This is a genomic window from Pandoraea sp. CB10b_02 (genome assembly GCF_002216225.1).
GTDB classification, from domain to species: Bacteria; Pseudomonadota; Gammaproteobacteria; order Burkholderiales; family Burkholderiaceae; genus Pandoraea; species Pandoraea nosoerga.
Map to the genome: position 1 here is coordinate 1 of NZ_NJGW02000031.1, position 16,905 is coordinate 16,905.

Below are 16,905 nucleotides of genomic sequence, written 5' to 3' on the forward strand. Positions count from 1 at the left end.
ATGCAGCCCGCCAGAATGGCCGCCCCCGCAACGGTTGCGACCGATGCTGCGATTACTACCTTCTTCATCTAGATCTCCTTTTCGTATCGTGGAGCGGTGGAGCGGCCCCACGTATCTGAGGACACAAGGACTCTCTTAAAATAACGGATAGTCTTGTGCCTATCAGTAAGCCTAATCATTACGTGGAACCCATCGAAATTCTGACCGAGCCGGAGCGCCGTCGGCGACAGTAAGCCAGCTCACATATTCATTTTGTCGCTGCTGTTCCAACACCTCTTCGCATGCGGCGTTCTCGGCTTTCGGTGCGATGTTCATTGTTGCGACTCCGGGATGACTGGATCAGACGGTATCGAGGCAGGATCAACCGTCGTCAACCACGACGGAATCGGCCCACCACCGTCGTAGGTGACGCTTTCACCGTCAATTTCCACTGCGGTACCGAGTTGGTATTCACGACCGCTTTCAGCGACATAGAGCGTCTTGTCGCGATGGTCTTCCACGACCGACCACTTTGCTCCATCCCACATCGGCACCTTGCCACTTTCGACGGTCGGCGGTTGCACTTCGACCGCGCCGTAGGGCACATTGAAGTTGCCGGGCGACAGGTGCAACTCGTGCGCGGTGGCCGAATACAGGAAGAACCCGTGCTCGTCGGTCTGATATACGGTCTTTTTTTCCATTACTTCTCTCCTAAAGGTACTTTCACTGCAAATGCGCGGACGCTTGGGACTCCCCAGATCGCGGCGCTCGCAAAGCACTCGCATCCGCTGAAGATGTTCCCCTCAAGTACGGTATTCCCAGCCGGTAACTACTCCGCCGTGATGCAAACTCCAGGCGATTCACCTATTGGCGCCACGAATGATGCAGGTGGATCGGAGACGCGCCCCATCAACACCGCATACGCGCCGCGAATCCACGTCTAGACGTGCAGGCGCGGTGCGTAGGCGGTATTCACAGGACGGGGCTCAGATCCACCGGTTGCAGATGTTGCCGAATTCGGCGGCCCCAGCCCTTGATAAACGGTCGAATTTGCGCCCGGGTTGAACAGTTGGTTCGAGCTAAAAGCAGGAATTGGCATAGGGTGCGAATGGCTAGCGAATGCATGTGCTTGAGTGCTACCGAGCGTCCGCGCATTTGCAGTGAAGCGGACGCTACACATGGATACGAGGTGCATATGCGGTGTGCCTTGGTGCGGTTTCAGCCGATCCAAACGTCTGCGTGGCGCTCGTTCGCCGGATCTGGTAAGACCCGGATCCGATGTTTGCGTCACCTGAAAGGTCTGTCGAAATATATGTCGGACTCAGCCCGTGGCTGTGACTCCGCAACGTATCCGTCTTGTAAGAACCAAGCGTAGTCGCATTTGCAGTGTCAGCGTCAGTTCCGGTGTATCGACGGAACTGGTTGCGCAGATCCGGGCATCGGAAATTGTTGCCCCCCAAGTCGACGAACCTGTGCATTCCGGACGTCCACGAGGCGGCGGGAACCACCAACCCGTTCTCCTGTGCATAGCCCCACAAACCTGCGTAGGCGGTCTTGCTCAACGTGCCGCCGACCGCATCGACCTCGCTCGCCAGCGGAACCGTCGTATGCCCATCGAGCGGCCGGCCGCATAACGGCGAGCGATAGCCGGTGAAATACTGGGTGCTGGTCCACAGCCAGATCTCGCCTGCCTCGATCACCGTAATCGGCCCGACGTTCTTGGTCGGCAGTGCGGCGATCGAGTAGGCCCTCGGGTATCGGGCATCCCCGATCGCCTGGATCGCCTCGATAAGGTTGCTTGTGAGCGTCGCGGTAGTCCCATCGTCAATGGCGTCCTTTGCCGTTACGTCGCAAATCAGTTTCGCTACCACCGCGGACATAATGCTCGCCTGCCGCAGCACCTTATTCACCTGCGCGGACTGCGCCACGCCAGATGAGAAGCCGTTGCTCAGGATGGATTTGAGCGCGGCGTAGTCCGCTTGCGACAGTACGTTCGCGCCAGACCCACCCGCGAACGTCAGGAAATCGTTAGTTGCCATGTTGAAACCCGTGTGTAATTCGCTCGAGAACGCGAGCAGAGAGAAGACCAGCGAAGTGATTAAAGCGGTGCTGCCCACGCGCCGGCGTCGAACCCGGCTACGTAGTCATTGCCCATGTCGAATCCGAAGAGCGGTGCGCCGTCCGCAGACGTCACGAGGTAATAGCTCACCCGAACGGCCTGCGGCTTGATCGGGATGTATCCGCCGGACAACAACGAGAGAAAGAGAGTTGACGGGACTTTTCCGGATATGCCGACCGTGATCGACATGTCCTGGTTGTCCTGCAGGTAGACGTGCGTGTCGCCGTTGAAAATCTGCTCGAAAATCGCCTTCGTGCCCGCCAGTGTGCCGTCCCAGTGATTGGCGCCGATTCGTGCCCTGATGAGCAGGCGGTAGGTGTCGTCGTCGAGTGATGTGACGCCGGCGTCGGGATCAAACGGTCCTTTCCAGACGCCTTGATCGAATCCAAGTCCCGCGGTGTCGAACGAAAAGTAGACGCCGGTGAGCGGCGTTGCAACGATCCGCGAGACACCGACCCAAAGCCCCACACTATCAAGCTGCTTGCCAACAGCCCCGTCCAAGTCGAACGCCGCCGGCATCGCCGCAAGGCCATTCTGAGCGTCAACGAAACACTGAGCGACAGCGGCCACCATCGCTGAGAACTTCGGTTTGTCGGCGTGCTCGGATGTGATCTTGCCGGTGTAATCGGTAACGTCTGCCATATCAAACCGGTGTCATCGTGATACTGGCCGGCGCACAGGTTGCCGCCTGATTGAATGCCAGCGGAACGTCCGGCGTTCCCGGGCCGGCCGGGCCGCTTAGCACGAGCGAGACGATCTTGAAGGTATTGGCGCCCGGCACGCTCTTGGCGGCCGCGATACACGCATCCCACTCGACCACCCCGGGCGCGCCGCCGCCGATCGGAATCGAGTTGATGTAGTCCGAGATTGCCTGCTGCACCGACTGGCTGATCGCAGTAGTGAATCCGGCGAGCGCATTGAACCGAACCACCGCCGAAACTGCCTGGTTGGACGGACGATAGAACCGGATGACGATCGGGTGCCCATAGACGTCGTTGACGGTGACCGCGGTGCTGCCCGTGGTGCCTCCGCCGGGCCCCTTCTTCGCTGCAATGGCATTTGCGATCGCTGTCGCGTCGCCACCCTCAACCACCAGTGCGATCGAGTGCGCCGGCAATCCGTTCGCGTCCGTCGCGTCGGTGTCGTTCTCGTAGCCCGCGTACCGGGTGACGCCCGGGACGTTTGCCACGGCCCCGATGGTGCCATCGAAGACGGTCAACGACGGAATGGCCGTAGACGTCTTCTGGCGCGCGCGCAACGCGGCGTCGGATTCCACCGGGGCGCCGGGCGCGGCGTCGGACGGATTGGTTGCAGTTTGCCAGCCAAGGGTCGGCGTCATGATCTTCGTGATCGTGCCGGCCCGCGCCTCGATCGCGCCGATTTTCGTGCATGTGACGGTCACGGTGATCTGCCCAGCCGGGGGAAGGGTGACGGACGCCGGCAGCGCCCAGTTGACCTGATTGCTGTCCTGCACCAACCCGTTGGTGATCGTCGTCCCGGCCTGCCCGACGAGCAGCACGTCCGCGGTCGAGTACGACGCTTCGTGCCGCTGGATGCCGTTGATCTTCACGTTGCTCGAAAGCGCGGCGAATTGCGCTGTCGCCGGACTGAAGCTGTTGTAGACGGCGATCGCAGCGCTGTTCGCGTCGTTGATGGCCGCGGCGATAATCGCGAGAAACTGCCCGTCCTTGCTGTCAGGCTCAAGGTACGTGTCGGAACCGAAAATGGCTCGATACTGAGTCTGCAGATAATCCAGCACGTCCGCATACGTCGGGGCGTGTATCCCGGTCGCGTCGATGGTCGGTGCGGTCGTAGTGATGGTCACAGCGTTTCCTGTATCGTCGTCGATCCGTAGACCGTGTTGATCGTCGCGGTGACGGTAAGCGCGCGTGATTCGGCGTTGAGCTCGCTCGAATAGTCCGTGATCTCGACAACGCCCTGCGTGCCGAGGATGCACTGCTTGATCGCGCTATCGGCCGTGGCTTGCGTGTTCTTGCCCAAGACCTGCTGCCAAGGCATGCCCACGGTCTTGTCGAGAAACCATTCGCCTTTGACCAGGCGAAGCCGCGTCGAAACGGCCTGTGCGACCGTCTCGGGGCTGTCGACGAGGAATGCAGCGGCCCCGCCGAGGACGTAATCGCCGTCAGCGTCTTCTTTTCTGTATCGCATGGTCACCACCAGCGAATAGCCCAAATCAACGCGGCAGCACCAGCGCATGCGGCGCCGGCAGCAGCAATTACGTATGCTTGGCCGACAAGTGAAGCGAACCTCTTTGCGCCGTCGGCATCCAGTTGACCAGAGACATTCATCTTCGTAAACTTCATTCAGGTTCTTCCTTCTGGCTCGACAGAGGGTGGAAAACAGAAAGCCCCGGCTGCGCTAACAGACCGGGGCTTTCGCTTTTTTGAGATTTCCGTCTGAAACGCATAGCGCCAGACTAGACACCTATAAATAAACTCGCTCGTCTTTGTAACTCCAGACTAATTCACCGTGCCGGAATTGCCCGAGCCGGGCTGCACGTTGTTGTGGGTGTGGGTGTCGTCCACTCGCTTCCCGTTCGCGGCGATCTGGCCGATCACGTTCAGGATGCCGTTGAACACCGCCGCCGCGCCGCTCGCCGCGCTCCCCACCATGCCACCGACGAACGTCAGCAGGCCCGTGATGGTGACCGCCTGCGAGAAAGTGGCCAGCGGTGCCACGACGTCAAATCCGCCGGGCGCGACGATCTTCACTTTCTGGGTTGTCGGGTTGAGGTCAATGAACGTCGCCCCATCGTCACTTCGAAGCTGGGTCGACACGGTGCTCACGCCAGACAGCGCGCGCGGGCGGGACCGTGTGCCGAGCAGAACGAAACCGTCAGAGAGATCGTGCATGCGCGACTTTGCCTGCCCCTGCGCCCCACCCAACTGCCACCAAGCATCGATGCACCGCGACGCGAAAACCACCAGGCACTCGTCCCCCGGCGCCACCGGAAACGTTAAGGTACAGCCACCGCCGGCAGGAAACTGCACTGGACAATCGACCAGTAGAGGTAACGCAACCGACGATGCCGAGCCGTCAGGATCTCGAACCATCATGGTTATCGACGGCTGTACAATGCACGTCATTGCGGCCGGATCGAATGACTGGACGATGCCGGGAAGTGCGGTCCAAACATTTGATAGCGCAGCTTGAATCGCTGTCCGTATGACCTCTTGTTGGTCGCTGTACCGTTCGTTTTTGTCCATGGGGAAAATCAGTGAGAAAGATCGCTGTCGCTCTGTTGATCGCTATTCCGGCGGTGGCTCACGCCGAGAACGTCTACGTCTTCGGCGCTGACTTGGCAACAGGTGAGGTCAGGTGCACCGGGACAACCGTTCATCTAAGCAGGGAAGCGTATGTGCTCTATGCCAAAACACAATGCCCACTCCCCTTGGCGGACAAGAAGAATTTGCGCCGGTATGAACTGAAAAGCCCCGATCACCACATCGTCGGTTGTTGGGGTGCGCTGCTAGGCGAGCGAGTGATATTCATTGATCCGCTTGGCAATCAGAGCATCCAACCATCCTCAATGTTTGCCGAGGCAAAGATAGTCGGGAATGGAGTCGCCGAGATAATTCGCCCCGTTGCAGAGACTGCTGCACTACCAGGCCAGAAAAAGTGCCGTTAGCCCCAAGGCTTTACAGCGCCAGGACCAGCTACTGATTTGTTACGGATGAATTGGGGCGCCGTGGTCAGATCAGCGCTAATGCACTTTAGCGATGAGTACCACGGACCGCCGAGCGTATCGCCAGTGTGATCGCACGTTAGAATTTTGTAATAACCACTCGAATTGAGACGGCCAAAGTACTTGGCATTGGAGTTTGACTCCGTATCCGCGACAGACAGCCCGTACTGGTACCTCTGGATCGAATCGTTATCCAGCTTGATCAACGTGGACACACGAAGGTTCGAGTTCAGCAGCGTCAGGACATCAACGCCGTTTTGGGTCTGCGTCGGCGTACCCACCATCCCGCTGTCCGAATTGACTTCAACGACCTCGCTCGGGATAAACGAGTCTTTCGGAACAATCTGGAACTTCGTGTCCTGAATGCTCCAGTCTGCCCCCAAGTTCTGCGCGATGTTCCGCATGGCGTTTCGAGCCATGCCGAAAAATACCTGACCTCTCGGCAAAGGGTTCGACTGAAACTCGGGAATGTAACCAACGCTAAGGCCGTACTTCGGCAGCGTCTCGGTCACAGCCAGGATGTGGTCTGCCACCGTGGAACCGGCGGCGAAAGTCTTGCTGATCACGGCGTTGTTGTACCAGGCATCGCCAGAGGCCGCGCTAATTGCCAAGAACGTGTCCGTCGCACTCTCACGCCCGACCCACGATTGCTTGATGATCCCGTCGAAAATCAGTCCGGGAATGGCGCCATATCCAGCGGACAGCCGCACCCTCGTATAGTCCTTGAGCGCCTTCGCCGCCGTGTTCGGGGCAACGTTGTACACCTTTATCAGCGCTGAGTTTGGTGTTTGAACGTCACCTCGCCGCACTTGGAAGACGATGCGAAATTCGGAGAAATCAAGCGCATCACCAGTGTCGTCGCCAACGATCAGCGAGGCCTTCCGAAGGTATTGGGTTGTCATTCTCGTCTCGAATGAATGCCCTCGGACTTGCCGAGGGCTACTGCATCGTCAGTGATGAACCGCTCCGTGATTCGCGCGATGCGCATATCCGGCTGCGCGCCGCATTCTGGACTCGTCGCGCGGCACCAGTTCTCCTAGCCTCGTCAGCCCGCGCATCGTAATGCGCACCTGCTCGCTAACGCGCTCATCGCCCGTTGTTCGGTCGACGTAGGGTGTGCTCTTGTGCACCAGATACCCGGCCTGCTGCTTGTCGTGGTACGCGAGCCAGCCAGACTTACCGGCTCGGCGGTAGATCCATCCGTTCGCGTGCAGCCACGCGGTCAACTTGCTCGGCTGCATCTGGAGCGTGCTGGCAGCATCACGGATACACATCGAGCCTTCGGCGTCGGAAATCCGCTCGTACGTCTCGACCTTTGGTGCTGCAATTGCGAGCGCCGCTTCAGCTTTCGCTTTCTGATCGGCCAAATCGGCAGCGAGGCGCAGAGCTTCGGGCAGCGTCTTGGGCAACGCAGCTACGCCGCTTTCCAGTTCTTGCCACCGGTCCACCAGCCGGGCCGTGAACTGAGGCGAAAGCTGTGCGACGACGACGATGCTGTCGCGCTTGCCACGTTCGCCGGTAAAGACATAAACCTGCGTGACGCGGGGGCGACCCATCGCATCATTACCGGGTTCATCCTCAATTTGAGGACGGACGATAACCCCTTGATTTGCAAGGGTTTCGATAGTGCGCTTCACGTTGTCGTGGCGCTTCTCGACCAGATCGGCAATTTCCTGACTGGTCATCCGGAGTGTGGCATCCGAGCCGCCGAAGATCACGTTGTTCATCAGTGCACCTCCCGGCTGGCCGACAGAACGTCCTTGCAGCCCACGTCGAGGAAGTCCTCGGCGTTTTCTGCCACCCACTGACCGAGTGCGGCCAGATCGACGGCGACCTTCGACGATTCCTCCGACGTCGCCTTGATGGCGATGAACAGCGCGCGCATGTAGCGGACCTGGTTGTCCATCATGCTCGAAAGGTCGATGACCCGGCGCTCAACGAGCGTCGGTGCGGCCTTGCTAATGTTTGCTGCCGTGTTATCATTCTTCATGATCTTCCTTTGCTAGTGGATCACTGCTGTACCAACGCCTGACCGGTTGCCGCCGGTTGGGCGTTTTCTTTTTGGTATGCACTTTCCAGGCGCATACAAACCTCTGCTGACACAGATCTGAATTGCCGCTGTGCAACGTCCATCAGCCAATCCCGAACCTCCGGACGTACCTTCACCGCAAGGGTCACGCTACGCTGTCTGCCCATCGTCTATACTCCCGTACACATCCGTCATCAAATGTCCTGATGTGCTCATCATAGAGCACATCAAAGTACATTGCAATACCTTCATGTACTTTTATGAACACAAAAGATAGCATCGGCGCGCGTATCATCCGATCTCGGGCTGGCCTGAAGCTGAGCCAAGCCGAACTGGCCGCTCGCGTAGGAATAGCGCCAACCCAGCTATCCCGTTACGAAATGGGGAAGAACAAGCCTCGCCCGGAGATGATTCAGCGTCTCGCCGAGGCGTTGGATGTGCTCCCCGAGTGGCTCGAAACGGGCGAAGGCAGCGTGAATGACATCGAAAAAGAAGACCCAAATAAACGTGGCCGGGTTGTTACCGTGAACCTATCTGACGAGCAATTCATCGCGCTCAGAAAGCTCGCCGTTGAGTCCGGCAAGAGCGTTAGTACGCTGCTCAGCGAAACAGCGTCATACGTGCTGCTCTCCAAAATCGGCAGTGACAGGCTGTCCTCGACAGACGAGAAAATCGCGAGAAGGGTCGCCGAAATCCTGGCAAAGGAATATGGCATCGCGAAGCCAACATCCGGAGGCCTTGAAACGGACGACCCTAATCTGTAACCCAGAAAACAAAAAACCCCGCCGAAGCGGGGCAAGTCATCGACTCTGGTATGTTTACCGGCTCCTACACCTGATAAACAACCGAGTCCGCATGAGCTCTTCCGATAATAAGCCAGTGGTGCCAGATCCGAAAACCCCAATTTATCGGACGCCCACCAAGGACGGCTTCAACCGCCAACCGCCCGCGCCGACCAAGCCAAGCAACCCGCAGCCAAAGCGGTAGGAGCCGGACTGAGAACGGCCGCGAGGCGAAGGCCATTCAGCCAACGCACAACTCGCCCGTTCTCTTTACCGATTGCCTCGATCCGCCGCTGAAACCCTTTCAACTCAGACTCGAGCACATCCAAATAGGCATGCTGCGGCATGTAGAGGTTGTCGGGCTCATTAAACATTGGTGGCAGAGCTCGCACCTTGAGACACTTCGTTACGAGCAGCGCGCTAAGCACCAGAAACCATCCGGCAAATACTGAAGCTCCGACCGCCAACCAGGTCCAACCGTTCGAATCCAACGCCTTCATCGCGAAAGCAAATCCCCCGCCCATTGCGGCCAAGAACACGGTAAGAGTCGTTGCCGCCTCCTTTGCGATGATGTCCGTAGATGCGTGATGAGCTTTGATGTTCTCGATCGCGGCCTTTTCGGCCCATAGCAGAAGGTTCTTCCTGTTGTCTTCGTCCATAGTGTCCATTGCAGGTCAGTCCGTCACCCAGAAAACGTGCGATCCAACCCCGAGGTCGCCGAACGTCGGGACATTGTCCGGATCATCCGAGCCCTGCACCCAGATGCGGCCGCCCAGGCCGAGATACCGGTACTGCTCGAGCAGGTCGGTCCCAGTCACCAGCGGGATACCGCCGATGATCGGCGCACCGGCCGCGTCTGCGATGTCCAGAATCCAGCCGGCGCCGCCGGCAGCGCGGTACTGCACCGTGAGCATGTACTCGACGCTCGATAGCGTGATCCGGAACGTCTGCGGGGTGGGGGAAAACGGGATTTCGTAGTAGCTCGCCATGTCATTGCGGGGGGACCGACCCACCGGGCGCCGGCGTAGCCGGCACCGCCTGTTTCGAGCCGGTGTTCTGTGTCTCGGCGGTGCGCGACGGATCCGCCTGATCGTCCCGCGGCGGCAATTTCGTCGCCTTGGTCTGGACGATCCGGATCTGCCGCAGCGTCGCCGTGAGCATTAGCGCACCGCTCGTCTTCGCGTCATGCACGACGCGCAAACCTTGCAGCAGCACGTTCGAGTACTTGCGACGTGAGGTCACGGCGTCAAACGGCACGCACGACGCCTGCAGAGCGAGCAATTTCGAATAAATGCCGTCGATGTAACTCGACTGAGTCGTACTACCAAAATCATCGAAGGTGACGACTGAACTCCCCAACAAGGCAGACCAATCAGCATTCGACCAGCCGCATTTAAGGACCACGTCAGGCTGGCGCTTGAAGGCATGGTCCGTCATAGGAGTGCCTTTCTCGACCGGATGCTCGGTAATCTGCAACTCGTCGTTGTACACCTCTTCGATCGTCACGCCTATGCGGATCGTTCCGAGCGTCTTCGAGGTGATTGTCATCACATCAAAAAAATCAAGAGCGCTCACGACACCACCTCACCTAGATTACGTTGCAAATCAGCATTCATCCGCTGTTGCTCATTGGAAATCGCTTCTGCCACTTCCTGCGGCTTAGCAGTTCCACTTCCTGTGACCTGGATCTTGATATCCTGCCGCGCATCAATCTTGATCTCCTTCGGGCTGCGCATCGCCAGTTCACCCCCCAAGGGCGCCCTTGAGTTCTTAAGCGCCGCCTCCAGTTCAGCGAGGCCGATAGACGCCTTGTTATTTCCTATCCCGTCGTAGTAGCTGCGCCCGGTTCTTGGATCGGCGACGCTGGCCCATTCTTTCGCTGCCGCCAACAGTGCGGCGCGCAAGTCCTCGCTTCGACCGGAAAGGTAATCACCAATGGCGCGCCGCTTATGGCCGACGAGATATTGCTCAAAAATACGGTCCTGCGTAGCCTTATCAAACTTCTCGTTGCCGCTCAGACCGAGGAACTTAACCGCATCAGATAGGGTTCCTTTGGTGATCTGATACCGGCCCGCCGCATTGAACTGCCCGCTCGCTTGAGCTTTCATGACCTCCGCAACGGTCATACTAGAAAGATCGACCGTGGACGCCCGGTAGTTTCCTTGCTTGCCAAGATTCACGCTTCCGTAGTCCCCCTCACCGCGCGCAATCAGCCGGCCAAATGCGGTATCGGCAAGATTGGGAGTCTTGTAGGGTGTCGTCAGCGGATGGCCTGCGTTGGTTGTATTGCCGTTCGCGTCCGTGAGCGTGATGCCGAGCTTGCGTCGACGTGCCAAATCATCTGCCTCCCCAACGTTCAAATCCTTGCTCTCGGTCATGCCCATGATGAAGGTGCCGATCGGGCCGAGGAATCCGAGCAGCCGACGTAGCCCAAAACGCGCCCCGGTCGCCCCTACCTCTGCAGCACCAGATGCTGCCTTCGCAGCGACACTCGTTCCCGACTTTGCCGCCGCCTCGGCGACTCCCTTACCTATGGCACTCCCAACCGCCTTCTGGATCGCGCTCTTCCCAGCGGCAAAGGCCAACGCCGAACCCGCAGCAGTCGCCCCTGCGCCTACGCCCCATAGCCCGACCGTCCCGAGCTTCCCCTCGGCGCCAGCGACGAGGTCACGCCACTTACCCATGAGGTCGTGCGCCTGACCGCTTCGCTTGTCAACGCCGCTTTCGGCGTAGTCCTGCTTGTACTTCGAATAGTCCGAGAAGTACTTCTGGTTGCGCATGCCCCAGAGGAGGTTTTCGTTGATTCCGAGCACCGAGCCTATGGCCTTTGCTTCGCCGAACTCTTTCTTCTTGGAGAGCTCAGCGCCGATGTCATTGAGGATGTCTACCGTATCACGTAGATGCCCATTCGTATCACGTGTCTTAACCCCAAGGTCGTTAATTAGCCCCTCGCCGCCCGGCGTATTGCGCATGAAACGCGCCAATCCCTCGACACTACTCAAAGCCTCCTGCGAGGAAACACCGACATCTTCGGCGGAGGTCGAAAGCGCCTTCAAACTACTCGCCGCCGCACCGGTGCGCTGCGATGCGAAGTGAAGGTCTTCGAGTTTGGAGGCGAGATTGAACGCGCTCCTGCCAATGATCGCGCCCGTTGCCAGTATGGCGGCACCCAACGCGAGCGCCGACTTCCCCGCCTTCTCGGCTTCCTTGTTCAGTTTCTCCGTTTCTTTGGTCGCGCCTTCGACGCCTTCCTTAAACTTGACCTGGCTGGCGTCGTCGACCTTGAAACCAATGCCGACGAGGAATTCTCGAATGATGTTCGAATCAGCCATTGTTCCGTTCCTGCAATCGGCGCGCGATGACCCGGTTGTCGGCCTGCACGGCCAACGTATCGTTCAACAACGCCACGTCAGCCAAATCTAGCGTGCCATCTTTCAGTGACTCGAACCGGCAAAGACCTGCGACAACTGGTGCCAAAAGCCAGTCTTCGCCGCCCGGGAGACTTGCCCATCCGTCGCCGTCGTCTGCGGGTGACTCTCGGGGCTGATAAGCCACCCGTCTATAAAAGGGCCGAGGCTGTCCGCAATAACTCGGGCGGTCAGTTGAAGCATCACCGCCATATCGATGTCTTCGTACATCGGTGCACGAGCGGCCGCAGACCACACGGGGAATGAGGCACTGCCTTCCCGCCGAGTCACGACCGCCATGCACTCGGCGATGACGTACTCAAGCTGCTCGTCGGGAAGCTTCGACAGACCGTCGAGGAAAGGTACCGAAAATTCGGCGATTTCGGTGAGCGAGTCCTGAAGCGGCTTCTCGGCCTTCAGCGCCTGTTCCCAAAGGGCGACGAGCGGCGGAAGCAACGGGGCGACCTTTCGCGACACATGGAACTGAGCCATCGCCGACAGCTTGCCGATGCGGTACGTATTGCCTTTGATTTCGAGATCAAATGCCATCAGTAGGTACCCAAAATCGTGTCGATCTTCCCGGCATGGAATACCCATTCCATCATCTGCCCGGCCTTGTCGTAGACCACGCGAGGCTTCCGAGCAAACGCACAGTCACGACCGACGTGCAGGTCGCTCGATGCGGAATTGGACACGGTGATGATGTTCTTGCCGTGCAGAGCACTGCTCAGGGTCTGAGCGTCATACGCGGCTTGCAGCAGCGCATTCTGCGGGCTCGTCTTAAGCAGGCGGACCGTGATCGTGCCCGATTTGTCGGCGTGCAGCGAATGCATCACTTCGCCGTCAGCACCCACCGTCATGGTGTTCTTGTCGCCGGTGGCCTCGATCGTAATGCCCTCTTCCGAGGCGGCCGAACCAGCGCCGATCGAGAACGCAGCGCCCGGACCGACGATGTTGGCCTGGACATCCTGAAAACTGTAAGTAGCCATGTTCTTCCCTTAACCGAAACGATAGCCCGTGCTCGCGAACACGTGACCCGCCACCCTGCCTGCAAAGCGGCTTCGAAATATCCGATAGCCGCGTTCTGTCTTGAAGTGAGAACGCGGCCGCTCTTTCCAGCGCAATTCACCGGTGAGAGGCTCGTAAGCGAGCGCCTCTCGCACAAATTCGATTGATGGCAGCGCCATATTTCACCGGTTCACCGAAACGAGAATGTCGACGGTATGGATCGCGCCCGCTTCCTTCGCGGCGATCTGGAACGGCACGGACTTGCGTGCCTCGCGATCGGACTGCGCCTGCGACGCGATGGGCGGCGTGTAGACGTAATAGCCCTTGGCCAACGTGTCGCCTTGCTTGAGCGCGCCGAAACCAGCCGAATTCCAGACGCCCGGCGCGAGGTATCCGTTGTTCACGGCGGCCGCGCACGCGGACTCGATCACAGCCGCGATCAACGCGTTACCGGCATCCGTCTGCGGGATCTTCGTCGGGCTCTGGTACAGCAGGTTGTACACGTCGGTCTGGATGCGATTCCGGAACCAGATCGAGTTGTAGACCGAGTCGATAAAGATCCCGCTAGGCGTCACGCCGTTCTGCAGGATCGCGGTGCTGTTGGCGTAGTCGGCATAGACGTTCCCGTTCTTCGCCGCGATCGCGTTCGCCTGGGTCGTGGTCAGCGTTTCGGCGACCACGCCGGGTTCCTGCTTGTACATCAGCGTGATCGTGGTTGCGTTGCCGTTGAAATTCACGGTCAACAGCCGGCCGAGCGCGGAAACGGCGGTGTACGGGCTCGACGCCGAGTACTGGGCGAAGCTGTATTTGAACTTCAGTGCCTTAAACCGGCTGAGCAGGTCGGACGTGACCGTCGAATCGAGCGACTGCGGGTTCTGCGTCGTAACGGCGTAGATGTGCTTCTGGTCCGCCTCGACCATCTGCGCCACGGCAACGTGCTGGTCATCCGTGACAGACGCGTCGGCAAATGCGAGGCCGACGAACTGATTTGCGAAGCGGTCGAGGAAGATGGCAACCGCGTCCGCGGGCGATTCCGCGGCCATGCCGTCCGCCGGCACGCCGGCGAGGTTGCTCGTCAGCCCGAGCATCGCCGAAATATCCGTGCCACTGCCCGGCGCGGTCGCATAACCGACCTTCGAGCTCGTACCGGTCGTGTTCGACGTCACGACGAATTGCGAGCCGGTCCACGCGATCGTTGCTCCCGTGAGCTTCGCGTTGATGACGCTCGCGACACCATTCAGATTCGTCTGGGCCGAGAAGTCCAAGCCGGACACCGTCTTCGTCGTGCCATCGACCGGGATCTTGAAGGCGCCGGTCGTAATCGAGGTCCAGTTGCTCATTGCCTGTTGCGCACTCGACAGCACGCCGCCGCGCAGCACACCCGACGTGGCGGTCTTGGCCCACCGTCCGATGCTGAGCGTTTGGGGCTTCGGCATCTGATTGAAATGCAACTGGGCCGCGAGATACTCGGGCGCCGCCGTGCCAAAGTCGGCTGCCACCTCGTCGATGCCGCCATACGTGCGCATGCGCTCGCCGGTATCGATGACCGCCGACGCGCCGATGTGCAGGGCGTTGTTCAAGTTCGCGCCCTGGGCCGCCAAGGGCGACATGTTGATCGTAACGTTGATCAGCCGCGAAACCGGCAATCCGTTGGACATGGTGATCCCCTACGAGTGGATGTTCGAAACGCCGGCCACGGGCGTCGACGAGTCGGTCGTCGTCGCCACGGTGGCCGATTTCAGGTTGAGGACCGAATAGGTCCGGGTGATCTTGCGGCGCAGCGTCACCGTCATGTCGTAGCGCCGCACCCATTGCTGGTTGACAAAGTCCGGCACCGCGCGAATCGCGCCGACGCCGACGAACGCCATGTCCTGCAACTGCAGCTGCTCGCGGTTCTGCGGGATCGCGAGGCCGTCGGCGAGCCGCTGCGCGTAACCCTTGGCGCGCGGGCCGTAGAACGTGCACAGGACGTCGATGTCCTGGTGACGGATGTACGTGTCGTGCCCATCGCCAGTGCCGTCGTGCTGGATCGCCGGTCCGGCGTCCGGCTTCTGCTCCTGCACGCCGAACGCGCACCAGTCCACGGACGGCTCGGGCTGCTCCGGGACGGTGGGCTGCCAACGCGGCCGCACGAGGTCGCCGGGGAGCGCCGTGACGCCCGCGATCAGGTCGTGGACCAGATCTTCGAGGGCATCGTCCTCGGCCGGCGGCGCATCGACGGCTGGCGCTAGATATCCGCCGGTCGAGCTGTCGGTCATAGGGTCATCCCGAGAGAGGTTTCAGGTCGCACGTGGCGCAAACGAAGCCGCGGCCGAAGTGCGAGTAGTCGTTCACGTTCACGACCGTGTAGGTGCGGCCGGCCCACACGACCTCGTCGGCGTCGTGGCCGGCGCTGCCGTCAATCAGCCGGAACATCGTGTGCAGCGTGATCGAGCCGATGATTCGGCTACCGTCCGCGTTGCGATGCAGGATGTCGCCCTTGTCGCTCGTCACGACGGCCGAGAACGACGTCGCAGCGACGGTGTTATGCGCGCGACCGTAGTCGTCGACCGTCTGCGTCATGCGGTTGCAGACCAGTCCGGTGTCCATGAAGTCCGGGTCGAGCAGGACGTCGGTGACGTCGAGAAAAGCCATAGCGCGAGCACCAATGAAAAAGGGCCGCACATGGCGGCCCTCGGGTCAGGGGGACTGAAAACTACTTCTTGCGTCGGACGACGTAAGTCATCGCGTTTCGGTACTCACCGGTCACCACCAAAGTTTTTTCGGTGGTAATTCCCTTCCGGCGTCGCGCCTCAAGAGTCGACTCGGCAAGTTCGGGAGGAATATTGCTGTTGATTTTGTGCTGCACGACCGGGACCGTGACCAGCCCTGCCATGTTGAGCCGGCGCTGGACCTGCTCGAGGTCGCCGTCGAGCGCCGCTTCGACGCCCTTCTGGAGCTGCGGCTCGAACTTCGGCCGCGCCTCTTCCACGCCGGGAACAAGATGAGGGCGCGGAGGAATATTGTTCGCGGGAGAACCGTTCTCGAGGATATAGCCAAGCTCGGCTTTGCTGATGGACTCGCCGTGCTCTTTCTGACCCGCAGTGCTATCAGGGATACCGACGAGTACTTCTTGGCGCACCAGGCCGCTGATCGACTTCAGCACGTCGTCCAAGCGGTCGACGGTCATTTTCACGCGCATTGTGATCTCCGGTGGAATGCCCTGGGCAAGCATCAAAGCTGGATGCCCCCGGCGCCCATCATCATTGCGAGGCTGAGATAACGGACGCCGTACATCGTGGCGTTCCAGAAGCCGCCGTCCTTGATGGCGACGGCCGCGGTGTCGTAGCTCGCGCTCACCTTGTCGACGGCCTTCGACGACTGCGGCCCGGACACCTGACCGGGCACGCCACCAACGTCGGCCATCTTCTGGTCCTTCACGGCGAGCGCGAGGTGGTGCGCGGTGACGAGCGCGATTCCCAGATCAGTCAGGTCGCCCCACCGATCTGCGTTGACGAGCGATACCGCCACGGTCATCCAGAACTGGACGAGCGAGTCGGGGTACGTCGTCGTGTCGTCGAACTCGGGGAACGACTGTCTGAACTGGGAAACGTCCACGGGTCACCTTACTTTTTTCCGGCCTTATCGGCCGCCTTCGACGGCTCCGGGTCGACTGCTGCGCCCGGCTTGGTGTCGGACTTCGGTGCGACGTCGGCCGCCTTCGCCGGCGCGGCCGCGACGCCCGCCGGCAGCGGGCCGGTATGCGCCTTCGTGTACCAGTGGTCGGCGATGTAATCCTCGACCTCCTGCACGCCGGCGACGATCCGTCGCTCGATCGACTCGCCCTCGTGGACGAGCCGCACCGTGAACGCCTTCACCACGTTGATGAGCTGCAT

At 60.0% G+C, this 16,905-nt stretch carries 26 protein-coding genes; 2 read left to right on the forward strand and 24 right to left on the reverse strand.

What is annotated here, in order from left to right; translation table 11 throughout:
- Positions 1 to 311: 311 nt before the first annotated feature.
- From CDN36_RS20995 to CDN36_RS21025, 7 genes are all read right to left on the reverse strand, one after another.
- Positions 312 to 680 carry a phage tail protein gene (locus tag CDN36_RS20995; RefSeq protein ID WP_287497777.1) on the reverse strand — a complete coding sequence of 123 codons (369 nt, stop codon included), beginning with the start codon at positions 678 to 680 and terminating at the stop codon, positions 312 to 314.
- 471 nt (positions 681 to 1,151) lie between these two features.
- Positions 1,152 to 2,018 carry a hypothetical protein gene (locus CDN36_RS21000; RefSeq protein ID WP_287497778.1) on the reverse strand — a complete coding sequence of 289 codons (867 nt, stop codon included), beginning with the start codon at positions 2,016 to 2,018 and terminating at the stop codon, positions 1,152 to 1,154.
- A 59-nt stretch (positions 2,019 to 2,077) separates the two neighbouring features.
- The gene (locus CDN36_RS21005; protein ID WP_287497779.1) at positions 2,078 to 2,740 is read right to left on the reverse strand and encodes a DUF2612 domain-containing protein; all 663 of its coding nucleotides are present in this window, start codon (positions 2,738 to 2,740) and stop codon (positions 2,078 to 2,080) included.
- A 1-nt stretch (position 2,741) separates the two neighbouring features.
- Positions 2,742 to 3,923, reverse strand: coding sequence for a baseplate J/gp47 family protein (locus tag CDN36_RS21010; protein WP_287497780.1), 1,182 nt, complete (start codon positions 3,921 to 3,923; stop codon positions 2,742 to 2,744).
- Positions 3,920 to 4,267 carry a contractile injection system sheath initiator gene (locus CDN36_RS21015; RefSeq protein WP_206111148.1) on the reverse strand — a complete coding sequence of 116 codons (348 nt, stop codon included), beginning with the start codon at positions 4,265 to 4,267 and terminating at the stop codon, positions 3,920 to 3,922. Before CDN36_RS21015 ends, CDN36_RS21010 begins: the two co-directional genes overlap by 4 nt.
- Before the next feature lie 2 nt (positions 4,268 to 4,269).
- Complete coding sequence (locus CDN36_RS21020) at positions 4,270 to 4,422, reverse strand: hypothetical protein (protein WP_287497781.1); 153 nt, start codon at positions 4,420 to 4,422, stop codon at positions 4,270 to 4,272.
- A 156-nt stretch (positions 4,423 to 4,578) separates the two neighbouring features.
- Positions 4,579 to 5,325, reverse strand: coding sequence for a Gp138 family membrane-puncturing spike protein (locus CDN36_RS21025; RefSeq protein ID WP_287497782.1), 747 nt, complete (start codon positions 5,323 to 5,325; stop codon positions 4,579 to 4,581).
- Between the two features lie 11 nt (positions 5,326 to 5,336).
- On the opposite strand from CDN36_RS21025, the gene CDN36_RS21030 reads away from it, so the two are divergent.
- Positions 5,337 to 5,747 carry a hypothetical protein gene (locus tag CDN36_RS21030; protein WP_287497783.1) on the forward strand — a complete coding sequence of 137 codons (411 nt, stop codon included), beginning with the start codon at positions 5,337 to 5,339 and terminating at the stop codon, positions 5,745 to 5,747.
- Here the strand turns inward: CDN36_RS21030 and CDN36_RS21035 are convergent.
- Genes CDN36_RS21035 through CDN36_RS22555 form a run of 4 tightly spaced genes read right to left on the reverse strand, consistent with a single transcriptional unit; the run spans position 5,744 to position 8,000 of the window.
- A complete protein-coding gene (locus CDN36_RS21035; protein ID WP_287497784.1) occupies positions 5,744 to 6,706 on the reverse strand; it encodes a phage protein in 963 nt (320 codons plus the stop codon). The two genes, CDN36_RS21030 and CDN36_RS21035, sit on opposite strands and share 4 nt — an antisense overlap.
- 48 nt (positions 6,707 to 6,754) lie before the next feature.
- Complete coding sequence (locus CDN36_RS21040) at positions 6,755 to 7,531, reverse strand: phage antirepressor KilAC domain-containing protein (protein ID WP_287497785.1); 777 nt, start codon at positions 7,529 to 7,531, stop codon at positions 6,755 to 6,757.
- The gene (locus CDN36_RS21045) at positions 7,531 to 7,794 is read right to left on the reverse strand and encodes a hypothetical protein (RefSeq protein ID WP_287497786.1); all 264 of its coding nucleotides are present in this window, start codon (positions 7,792 to 7,794) and stop codon (positions 7,531 to 7,533) included. Before CDN36_RS21045 ends, CDN36_RS21040 begins: the two co-directional genes overlap by 1 nt.
- Before the next feature lie 20 nt (positions 7,795 to 7,814).
- Positions 7,815 to 8,000, reverse strand: a complete 186-nt coding sequence (locus tag CDN36_RS22555) for an Arc family DNA-binding protein (RefSeq protein WP_131753679.1) — start codon at positions 7,998 to 8,000, stop codon at positions 7,815 to 7,817.
- Between the two features lie 93 nt (positions 8,001 to 8,093).
- Here CDN36_RS22555 and CDN36_RS21050 point away from each other — a divergent pair, with 93 nt between their 5' ends.
- Entirely contained in the window at positions 8,094 to 8,597 is a 504-nt protein-coding gene (locus CDN36_RS21050; RefSeq protein WP_131753680.1) for a helix-turn-helix domain-containing protein, read from the forward strand.
- Positions 8,598 to 8,764: 167 nt separating this feature from the next.
- Here the strand turns inward: CDN36_RS21050 and CDN36_RS21055 are convergent, their stop codons facing one another.
- The 13 genes from CDN36_RS21055 to CDN36_RS21110 all read right to left on the reverse strand — a co-directional run bounded on the left by CDN36_RS21055 (position 8,765) and on the right by CDN36_RS21110 (position 16,905).
- On the reverse strand, positions 8,765 to 9,274 hold the full coding sequence (locus tag CDN36_RS21055) for a hypothetical protein (RefSeq protein WP_287497787.1): 510 nt from the start codon (positions 9,272 to 9,274) through the stop codon (positions 8,765 to 8,767).
- A 15-nt stretch (positions 9,275 to 9,289) separates the two neighbouring features.
- Positions 9,290 to 9,604 (reverse strand): phage baseplate plug family protein, encoded by a 315-nt coding sequence (locus CDN36_RS21060; protein ID WP_206111144.1) that lies wholly within the window; start codon positions 9,602 to 9,604, stop codon positions 9,290 to 9,292.
- Between the two features lies 1 nt (position 9,605).
- A complete protein-coding gene (locus CDN36_RS21065; RefSeq protein ID WP_287497820.1) occupies positions 9,606 to 10,163 on the reverse strand; it encodes a phage baseplate protein in 558 nt (185 codons plus the stop codon).
- Between the two features lie 23 nt (positions 10,164 to 10,186).
- Positions 10,187 to 11,947, reverse strand: a complete 1,761-nt coding sequence (locus tag CDN36_RS21070) for a glucosaminidase (RefSeq protein WP_287497788.1) — start codon at positions 11,945 to 11,947, stop codon at positions 10,187 to 10,189.
- Positions 11,940 to 12,023 (reverse strand): hypothetical protein, encoded by an 84-nt coding sequence (locus CDN36_RS22620; RefSeq protein WP_502920394.1) that lies wholly within the window; start codon positions 12,021 to 12,023, stop codon positions 11,940 to 11,942. The genes CDN36_RS21070 and CDN36_RS22620 overlap by 8 nt, the downstream gene beginning before the upstream one ends.
- Positions 12,024 to 12,049: 26 nt before the next feature.
- A complete protein-coding gene (locus CDN36_RS21075; protein ID WP_287497789.1) occupies positions 12,050 to 12,571 on the reverse strand; it encodes a phage tail assembly chaperone in 522 nt (173 codons plus the stop codon).
- On the reverse strand, positions 12,571 to 13,011 hold the full coding sequence (locus CDN36_RS21080; RefSeq protein WP_287497790.1) for a phage structural protein: 441 nt from the start codon (positions 13,009 to 13,011) through the stop codon (positions 12,571 to 12,573). The genes CDN36_RS21075 and CDN36_RS21080 overlap by 1 nt, the downstream gene beginning before the upstream one ends.
- Before the next feature lie 201 nt (positions 13,012 to 13,212).
- Positions 13,213 to 14,688, reverse strand: a complete 1,476-nt coding sequence (locus CDN36_RS21085) for a DUF3383 domain-containing protein (RefSeq protein ID WP_287497791.1) — start codon at positions 14,686 to 14,688, stop codon at positions 13,213 to 13,215.
- 9 nt (positions 14,689 to 14,697) lie between these two features.
- The gene (locus tag CDN36_RS21090; RefSeq protein WP_287497792.1) at positions 14,698 to 15,288 is read right to left on the reverse strand and encodes a phage neck terminator protein; all 591 of its coding nucleotides are present in this window, start codon (positions 15,286 to 15,288) and stop codon (positions 14,698 to 14,700) included.
- 4 nt (positions 15,289 to 15,292) lie between these two features.
- Positions 15,293 to 15,664 (reverse strand): hypothetical protein, encoded by a 372-nt coding sequence (locus tag CDN36_RS21095; RefSeq protein ID WP_287497793.1) that lies wholly within the window; start codon positions 15,662 to 15,664, stop codon positions 15,293 to 15,295.
- A 61-nt stretch (positions 15,665 to 15,725) separates the two neighbouring features.
- Entirely contained in the window at positions 15,726 to 16,211 is a 486-nt protein-coding gene (locus CDN36_RS21100) for a hypothetical protein (RefSeq protein ID WP_287497794.1), read from the reverse strand.
- 32 nt (positions 16,212 to 16,243) lie between these two features.
- On the reverse strand, positions 16,244 to 16,627 hold the full coding sequence (locus CDN36_RS21105) for a DUF4054 domain-containing protein (protein WP_287497795.1): 384 nt from the start codon (positions 16,625 to 16,627) through the stop codon (positions 16,244 to 16,246).
- An 8-nt stretch (positions 16,628 to 16,635) separates the two neighbouring features.
- Entirely contained in the window at positions 16,636 to 16,905 is a 270-nt protein-coding gene (locus CDN36_RS21110; protein WP_287497796.1) for an STY1053 family phage-associated protein, read from the reverse strand.

Bases quoted from the DNA above. Each gene is read 5' to 3' on its own strand.
- CDN36_RS20995 (WP_287497777.1), bottom strand. From the start codon at position 680: ATGGAAAAAAAGACCGTATATCAGACCGACGAGCACGGGTTCTTCCTG.
- CDN36_RS21000 (WP_287497778.1), bottom strand. From the start codon at position 2,018: ATGGCAACTAACGATTTCCTGACGTTCGCGGGTGGGTCTGGCGCGAAC.
- CDN36_RS21005 (WP_287497779.1), bottom strand. From the start codon at position 2,740: ATGGCAGACGTTACCGATTACACCGGCAAGATCACATCCGAGCACGCC.
- CDN36_RS21015 (WP_206111148.1), bottom strand. From the start codon at position 4,267: ATGCGATACAGAAAAGAAGACGCTGACGGCGATTACGTCCTCGGCGGG.
- CDN36_RS21020 (WP_287497781.1), bottom strand. From the start codon at position 4,422: ATGAAGTTTACGAAGATGAATGTCTCTGGTCAACTGGATGCCGACGGC.
- CDN36_RS21025 (WP_287497782.1), bottom strand. From the start codon at position 5,325: ATGGACAAAAACGAACGGTACAGCGACCAACAAGAGGTCATACGGACA.
- CDN36_RS21035 (WP_287497784.1), bottom strand. From the start codon at position 6,706: ATGACAACCCAATACCTTCGGAAGGCCTCGCTGATCGTTGGCGACGAC.
- CDN36_RS21040 (WP_287497785.1), bottom strand. From the start codon at position 7,531: ATGAACAACGTGATCTTCGGCGGCTCGGATGCCACACTCCGGATGACC.
- CDN36_RS21045 (WP_287497786.1), bottom strand. From the start codon at position 7,794: ATGAAGAATGATAACACGGCAGCAAACATTAGCAAGGCCGCACCGACG.
- CDN36_RS22555 (WP_131753679.1), bottom strand. From the start codon at position 8,000: ATGGGCAGACAGCGTAGCGTGACCCTTGCGGTGAAGGTACGTCCGGAG.
- CDN36_RS21050 (WP_131753680.1), top strand. From the start codon at position 8,094: ATGAACACAAAAGATAGCATCGGCGCGCGTATCATCCGATCTCGGGCT.
- CDN36_RS21055 (WP_287497787.1), bottom strand. From the start codon at position 9,274: ATGGACGAAGACAACAGGAAGAACCTTCTGCTATGGGCCGAAAAGGCC.
- CDN36_RS21060 (WP_206111144.1), bottom strand. From the start codon at position 9,604: ATGGCGAGCTACTACGAAATCCCGTTTTCCCCCACCCCGCAGACGTTC.
- CDN36_RS21065 (WP_287497820.1), bottom strand. From the start codon at position 10,163: ATGACAATCACCTCGAAGACGCTCGGAACGATCCGCATAGGCGTGACG.
- CDN36_RS21070 (WP_287497788.1), bottom strand. From the start codon at position 11,947: ATGGCTGATTCGAACATCATTCGAGAATTCCTCGTCGGCATTGGTTTC.
- CDN36_RS21075 (WP_287497789.1), bottom strand. From the start codon at position 12,571: ATGGCATTTGATCTCGAAATCAAAGGCAATACGTACCGCATCGGCAAG.
- CDN36_RS21080 (WP_287497790.1), bottom strand. From the start codon at position 13,011: ATGGCTACTTACAGTTTTCAGGATGTCCAGGCCAACATCGTCGGTCCG.
- CDN36_RS21085 (WP_287497791.1), bottom strand. From the start codon at position 14,688: ATGTCCAACGGATTGCCGGTTTCGCGGCTGATCAACGTTACGATCAAC.
- CDN36_RS21090 (WP_287497792.1), bottom strand. From the start codon at position 15,288: ATGACCGACAGCTCGACCGGCGGATATCTAGCGCCAGCCGTCGATGCG.
- CDN36_RS21095 (WP_287497793.1), bottom strand. From the start codon at position 15,664: ATGGCTTTTCTCGACGTCACCGACGTCCTGCTCGACCCGGACTTCATG.
- CDN36_RS21100 (WP_287497794.1), bottom strand. From the start codon at position 16,211: ATGCGCGTGAAAATGACCGTCGACCGCTTGGACGACGTGCTGAAGTCG.
- CDN36_RS21110 (WP_287497796.1), bottom strand. From the start codon at position 16,905: ATGCAGCTCATCAACGTGGTGAAGGCGTTCACGGTGCGGCTCGTCCAC.